The sequence below is a fragment of the Microbacterium sp. Bi128 genome, assembly GCF_918698205.1.
The window spans coordinates 1-5838 of record NZ_CAKKMM010000248.1 but is presented as its reverse complement, the minus strand read 5'-3'; the positions used below and the strand labels follow the sequence as shown (position 1 = coordinate 5838).

The following is a 5838-nucleotide window of genomic DNA, read 5'->3' as shown; positions in this document are numbered from 1 at the left end:
GCCCTTGGACGCGTTGAATTCGCGCAGGTCGGCCTGGCTGAAGAACGGGTGCAGTTCGACCTGGTTGATGGCCGGAACTACGCCAGTCTCATCGATCAGGCGCTGCAGGCCTTCCTTGGTGAAGTTGGAGACGCCAATGGTCTTGACCCTGCCCTGCTTCTGGAGCTCGATGAGGGCCTTCCAGGTGTCAACGTATTTGTCCTGCTTGGGCTGCATCCAGTGGATCAGGTACAGGTCCAGGGTCTCGAGGCCGAGCCGCTCCATGGATTCCTCGAACGCCTTCAGGGTGGACTCGTAGCCCTGGTCCGCGTTCCACAGCTTGGTGGTGATGAAAATTTCCTCGGGCTTGAGGCCGGAACGCTCGATGGCGCGGCCTACGCCTGCTTCGTTGCCGTAGATCTTTGCCGTGTCGATGTGGCGGAAGCCGGCCTCGAACGCCTGGACAACCACCTTTTCGGCCACGTCATCTTCAACCTGCCACACGCCGTAGCCAAGCTGGGGGATGGTGTTGCCGTCATTGAAAGTCAGTTCCGGTGAAAAAGTCATATAAGTATCCTGCCAACTTCGGCGCCCTCCGGCCAGCGACAGGCCGCCGCTAAGCTAGGCGCGTAACCGGGAATACCCGGGGATTTCGGGAAATATCGGGAACCCCAGCCATGCCGGGGCGGGCCTGTGCAAGAGACTAATTCGCGTAGCGGCTCAGGCTGGCGTAGGCCCGCCGCCGTCGGCTTCCGCAAGCCGCCGCTCGGCGTCGTGGACCTGTTCCAGCACGGAATCGGCGCGCCGGCGCACCGACGCGGCACCGGCCGGGACCGGCCCCACTGCGAGCCGGAGCATCGCGGCCGCCTCAGCCGTCATGGCCAGGGAGTTGCCGGCCGTCGACAGGGCGCGGTGGACCCCTGCCAGCGGCCCCGGGATATCCAATCCACTGCTGGGAAAGCGCCGCTGGGCCTCCACGCAGACCTGCCGGACCCGGGGCGCGAGCGCGGAGAGCTGATTGGCGATCTCGACGAGCTCGCCGTACAGGGCCTCGTCTTCGACCCCCTCAAGGACCTGGTGGTAGCGGTCAAGTCCGCGGTTGAACCGGTCGTGGGCGCGCCGCCAGAGCCCCTTGCCAAGTTCTGCGTCGTCCCTGCGGCCTTGCCGTGCTGCGCTGAAGAAGCCCAAGGTCGCGCTAAAGGTACTGGCCCGGGCCATGGTCAGGGTCCGCGGGTTCGGGCGGCTCGGGGGACTCCGCGCCGTGACGCGGCGCGGCGGCGCGGACCGGTTCGCCGTTTTCCCCGATGATGACGCCCGGCGCGATCACGGTTCCGGGCGGCAGCTGGCGCAGCTGCATTTGGGCGTAGGTGTGCTCCCTGGCGGCGTGCTGCGCCGCGATGGCCGTTTGGATGCCGTGGAAGAGCCCCTCAAGCCAGCCGACCAGCTGGGCCTGGGCTATCCTCAGTTCCGCGTCGGAGGGGGTGGCGTTCTCCGGAAAGGGAAGGTTGATCCGTTCGAGCTCCTCAACGAGCTCCGGGGCCAGGCCGTCCTCGAGTTCTTTGATGGACCGGTCGTGGATTTCGGCCAGCCGGACGCGGGCCGCGTCGTCCAGGGGCGCGGACTTCACCTCGTCCAGCAACTGCTTGACCATCGTGCCGATCCGCATGACCTTCGCGGGCTGGTCCACGAGGTCCTGAAGTTCGCTGCCCCGGGGCGGCCTGGGCCCGGCACCGGATCCACCGGCGCGGCCGGGCGGCACTGCAGCCGGTGGCGCCAGGGGCGTCCCGGGCAGGGCGTCATCCACGGGTGTGCCTTCGACGGGCACGTCGTCGGCAGTTTGGGCGCGGGGCTGAGTGTCGTGCTGATCGCTCATGGCTTCATACTCTCACGCGCCGGGCGCCCCGGACCCGGCGTCCGCCGGAAGCGGAGGGGCGGCGTCGGACACCGTTGTGCCCCACGCCGCCCCTCCCCCGGCCCGGCCGGGCCAGCTGCCCAGCATCAGCCGCTCAGCAACACCGGCTCAGCAGCACCAGCTCAACAACACCGGCTCAGCAGCACCGCCTCAACAACACCGCCCCTGCGGGTTGGTGTCCTGCCGGTCGGTCCGGTCACGCCAGAAGTCCCGCTCGGTGAGGGGCGGGCTGGTGTGCCCGGCGGCCTCATGGTGTTCCAGGTACTTCTTGTAGGCATCGGCGCCCAGGACTCCGCCGAGGTACGCGGCAAAGCCGCGGAACCCGGCAAGGACGGCGTTCACGTCGGGCTCCGCATCAGTGGTGCCCGGACTTTTCGAGCCTTTCTCCGGCCGGGAGCTGGTTCCACTCGGCCACGAGGTCACGCTCCGCCGCCGTGGGAACAAACCCTGCCGGGGCGAAGACACGGGAGGCCCGGGCGGGGTCTTCGTTCTCGGCGTTGGGGAGCCCCGCGGCCGTGTTCCGCAGGGCCTTGATGGTCGCCATCACAGCCGTGACGATGACGATGATGCTCAGCACCACGAAGATGATCGAGAGCCATCCCTGGATCATGGTGTTGCGGACCACGGCCTCCATGGCGGCCTGGGTCTTGGCGGTTCCGAAGGACGTCTTGCCGTCCGCAAGAGCCTTGGCGAAGGCTGCGTTGTTGGCGAAGTAGCCCACCGCCGGAACGGGCGAGAAGATCTTGTAGAAGCTCGCCGTGATGGTCACGACGGCGGCGAACGCCAGCGGCGCCGCCACGATCCACAGGTACTTCGGGGCGGTGCGCTTGGCGGCAATGGCCAGGCAGACCGAGAGGGCGATGGCCGCCAGCAGCTGGTTGGCGATGCCGAACAGCGGGAACAGGGTGTTGATGCCGCCCAGCGGGTCGGTGACGCCCATGATCAGGACCGCGCCCCATGCGGCCACCATGATGGCCGTGCAGAGCCAGGCACCCGGGCGCCAGGAGTGTTCCTTGAACTTCGGGACGAAGTTGCCGATCGAGTCCTGGAGCATGAACCGGGCAACGCGGGTGCCGGCGTCGACGGCCGTGAGGATGAAGAGGGCCTCAAACATGATGGCGAAGTGGTACCAGAAGGCCATCATCGCCGTGCCGCCGATGAACTGCTGCATGATGTGGGCAAGGCCTACGGCGAGGGTGGGCGCGCCGCCCGAACGCGACACGATGCTTTGCTCCCCCACGTCCTTGGCCGTCTGCGCGAGATCACCGGCCGTGATGTTGACGCCGGACAGGCCCAGGCTGTTGACCCACGCGGCCGCGGTCTCGACGGTCCCGCCGGTCAGCGCCACGGGGGCGTTCATGGCGAAGTAGATGCCGCGGTCAATGGAGATTGCTGCCACGAGGGCCATGATGGCCACGAAGGATTCCATGAGCATGCCGCCATAGCCGATCAGGCGCGTCTGGCGCTCCTTCTCGATCAGCTTCGGTGTGGTGCCGGAGGCGATCAGCGCGTGGAACCCGGACAGCGCGCCGCAGGCGATCGTGACGAACAGGAACGGGAACAGGGCGCCGGAGAACACCGGGCCGTTGTCCCGGCCGGCGAACTCGCTGAAGGCCGGCACGGTGATTTCGGGGCGGACCACGATGATGGCCAGCGCCAGCATCACAATCACGCCGATCTTCATGAACGTGGAGAGGTAGTCGCGGGGGGCCAGGAGGAGCCAGACGGGCAGGATGGCTGCGATGAAGCCGTAGATGATGAGGCCCCAGGCGATGGTGACCTTGTCCAGGTGGAAGAACGCGGCACCCCATTCGGTGCCCGCCACGGCGCCGCCGCCGATGATGGCGGCCATGAGCAGCACGAAACCGATCACGGACACCTCCATGACCTTGCCCGGCCGGATGAAGCGCAGGTACACGCCCATGAAGAGGGCGATCGGGATGGTCATGCCCACCGAGAAGACGCCCCAGGGGCTCTCGCCGAGGGCGTTGACAACCACCAGGGCGAGGATGGCGACGATGATCACCATGATGAGCAGGGTTGCGACGAGGGCGGCCGTGCCGCCGATGACGCCGAGTTCCTCGCGGGCCATCTGGCCCAGGGACCGGCCCCCGCGGCGCATGGAGAAGAACAGGACGAGGTAGTCCTGGACGGCGCCGGCAAGGACGACGCCGATGATGATCCAGATCGTGCCGGGCAGGTAGCCCATCTGGGCCGCGATGACCGGGCCCACCAGGGGGCCGGCGCCGGCGATGGCGGCGAAGTGGTGGCCGAAGAGGACGTTGCGGTCCGTCCGGACGTAGTCCTTGCCGTCGGCCTTGTATTCGGCCGGGGTGGCACGGCGGTCGTTGGGCTTGGTCAGGTAACGCTCAATGACCTTGGAGTAGAAGCGGTAGCCGATCAGGTAGGTGCAGACGGAGGCGAACACAAACCAAATGGCATTGACGGTCTCGCCGCGGATGATGGCGAGCATGAACCAGGCGATCCCGCCCAGCAGCGCAATGGCCGCCCACAGCGCGATCTTGGCGGGCGTCCAGGCGCGGTCCGCGGCGTCGCGGACCGACTCATCCACCGACGTCGGCGGGAGGGACGGGTCCGGAACGACCCCGTCGTCGAGTTGCGCGGTGCCACGCGCGCTGCCCTGCGTGAGGTTGTTTGTGCTTTCGCGTTGTGTGCCATCTGGCATTGTGCCCATGTCTCCTCCTTGAGAAACCCAGCTGGGCAGTCCACCGGTACAGAACTGCCCTCCGGCACCCTACCAATGCGGGCGGGTCCCGGTCGGGTCCCTGCGCCCGGCGGTGTGGATTGCGCGACGAGCGGTCGGCCCGGCTACGCCCGGAGGTTGCTGAGCTGCACGAGGCGGGCCTCGCAGAGGTCCAGCCAGCGCACCTCGGCTTCGGTCTGGAAGATGAGGGAATCCAGCACCAGGAGCCTGGCGGTGTCGGCCGGGCGCTGAAGCGCGGCCGTGTCGCGGCGGGACTTGGTGTAGTCCTGCAGCGCGCGGATGGAGACCGTTCGCTGGGCCTGGATGATGGCGCCGACGTCTGTCCCGGGAATTGTGAGGCCGAGGGCGAGCTTGATGGCCAGTTCATTCCGGGGCGGATTCGCGCGGGATACCGGGGCCGTGAACCAGGAGCCGACTTCGGTCCGGCCGGCCGTGGTGATGCTGTAGATGACGTGCCCGTCGCCGTCGCCGCCGTCTTTGCGGACCAGTCCGTCGCGTTCCAGCCGGTCCAGGGTGGTGTAGACCTGTCCGATGTTCAGCGGCCAGGAGGACCCGGTGCGGTCCTCGAATTCGGTCCTGAGCTGGTACCCGTAGCGCGGGCGGTCCTGCAAGAGGGCGAGGAGACTGTGACGGATAGACATGGCGCCCCCCGGAATCGCTAAGTCACGAAATCACACAGCATACACGCGCCCCAAGACGCGTGTATACCGCGTATGGAACCACGGTATCGTCTTTGGTGTCCTTGCCGCAAAACAGCGCATGCCCCGCACGGAATAAGTCGGCCCGGACCTGCGGTTTCAGGCCGGATCCGGCACCCCGCTACATGACCAGCAGGACCTTGCCCACGTGGTCGCCGGAGTCGAAGTAGGTGTGTGCGGCGGCGACCTGGTCCAGCGGGAAGCTCTTGGCCACAAGGGGCCGGATCCTGCCATCGGTCAGCATCGGCCACACGGCGTCGCGGACGGCGTTCATGATCACGGTCTTTTCCTCGACCGGGCGGGGACGCAGCGCGGTGGCGATGATGGCGGCCCGTTTCTGCAGCAGCTGGCCAAGGTCCAGTTCCGCCTTCGCACCGCCCTGCAGCCCGATCACGACGAGGCGTCCGTAGTCGGCGAGCGCATCGATGTTCTGCTCGAGGTATTTGGCCCCGACGACGTCGAGGATGACGTCCGCGCCCTTGCCGCCGTTTTGCGCGCGCAGGCTCGCCGGGAAGTTTTCCTCC

General features: G+C 67.4%; 7 protein-coding genes. All 7 read right to left on the bottom strand.

The genetic code is table 11. The features are described 5' to 3' along the window. Positions 1-546 (bottom strand): aldo/keto reductase (locus LQV45_RS16115; protein ID WP_230007904.1); only part of this gene is annotated, 546 nt, incomplete at its 3' end. Between the two features lie 153 nt (positions 547-699). After that, the gene (locus LQV45_RS16110; RefSeq protein ID WP_230007903.1) at positions 700-1167 is read right to left on the bottom strand and encodes a hypothetical protein; all 468 of its coding nucleotides are present in this window, start codon (positions 1165-1167) and stop codon (positions 700-702) included. A gap of 7 nt (positions 1168-1174) precedes the next feature. After that, positions 1175-1852, bottom strand: coding sequence for a bacterial proteasome activator family protein (locus LQV45_RS16105; RefSeq protein ID WP_028276362.1), 678 nt, complete (start codon positions 1850-1852; stop codon positions 1175-1177). A gap of 189 nt (positions 1853-2041) precedes the next feature. After that, the gene (locus LQV45_RS16100) at positions 2042-2233 is read right to left on the bottom strand and encodes a YbdD/YjiX family protein (RefSeq protein ID WP_230007902.1); all 192 of its coding nucleotides are present in this window, start codon (positions 2231-2233) and stop codon (positions 2042-2044) included. Between the two features lie 13 nt (positions 2234-2246). Continuing rightward, the gene (locus tag LQV45_RS16095) at positions 2247-4586 is read right to left on the bottom strand and encodes a carbon starvation CstA family protein (protein WP_230007901.1); all 2340 of its coding nucleotides are present in this window, start codon (positions 4584-4586) and stop codon (positions 2247-2249) included. A gap of 134 nt (positions 4587-4720) precedes the next feature. Next, positions 4721-5257: a PadR family transcriptional regulator gene (locus LQV45_RS16090; RefSeq protein WP_223914389.1), complete on the bottom strand. Its 537-nt coding sequence runs from the start codon at positions 5255-5257 to the stop codon at positions 4721-4723. 178 nt (positions 5258-5435) lie between these two features. Beyond that, the coding region (locus LQV45_RS16085; protein ID WP_230007900.1) for a zinc-binding dehydrogenase at positions 5436-5838 on the bottom strand (403 nt) is incomplete at its 5' end.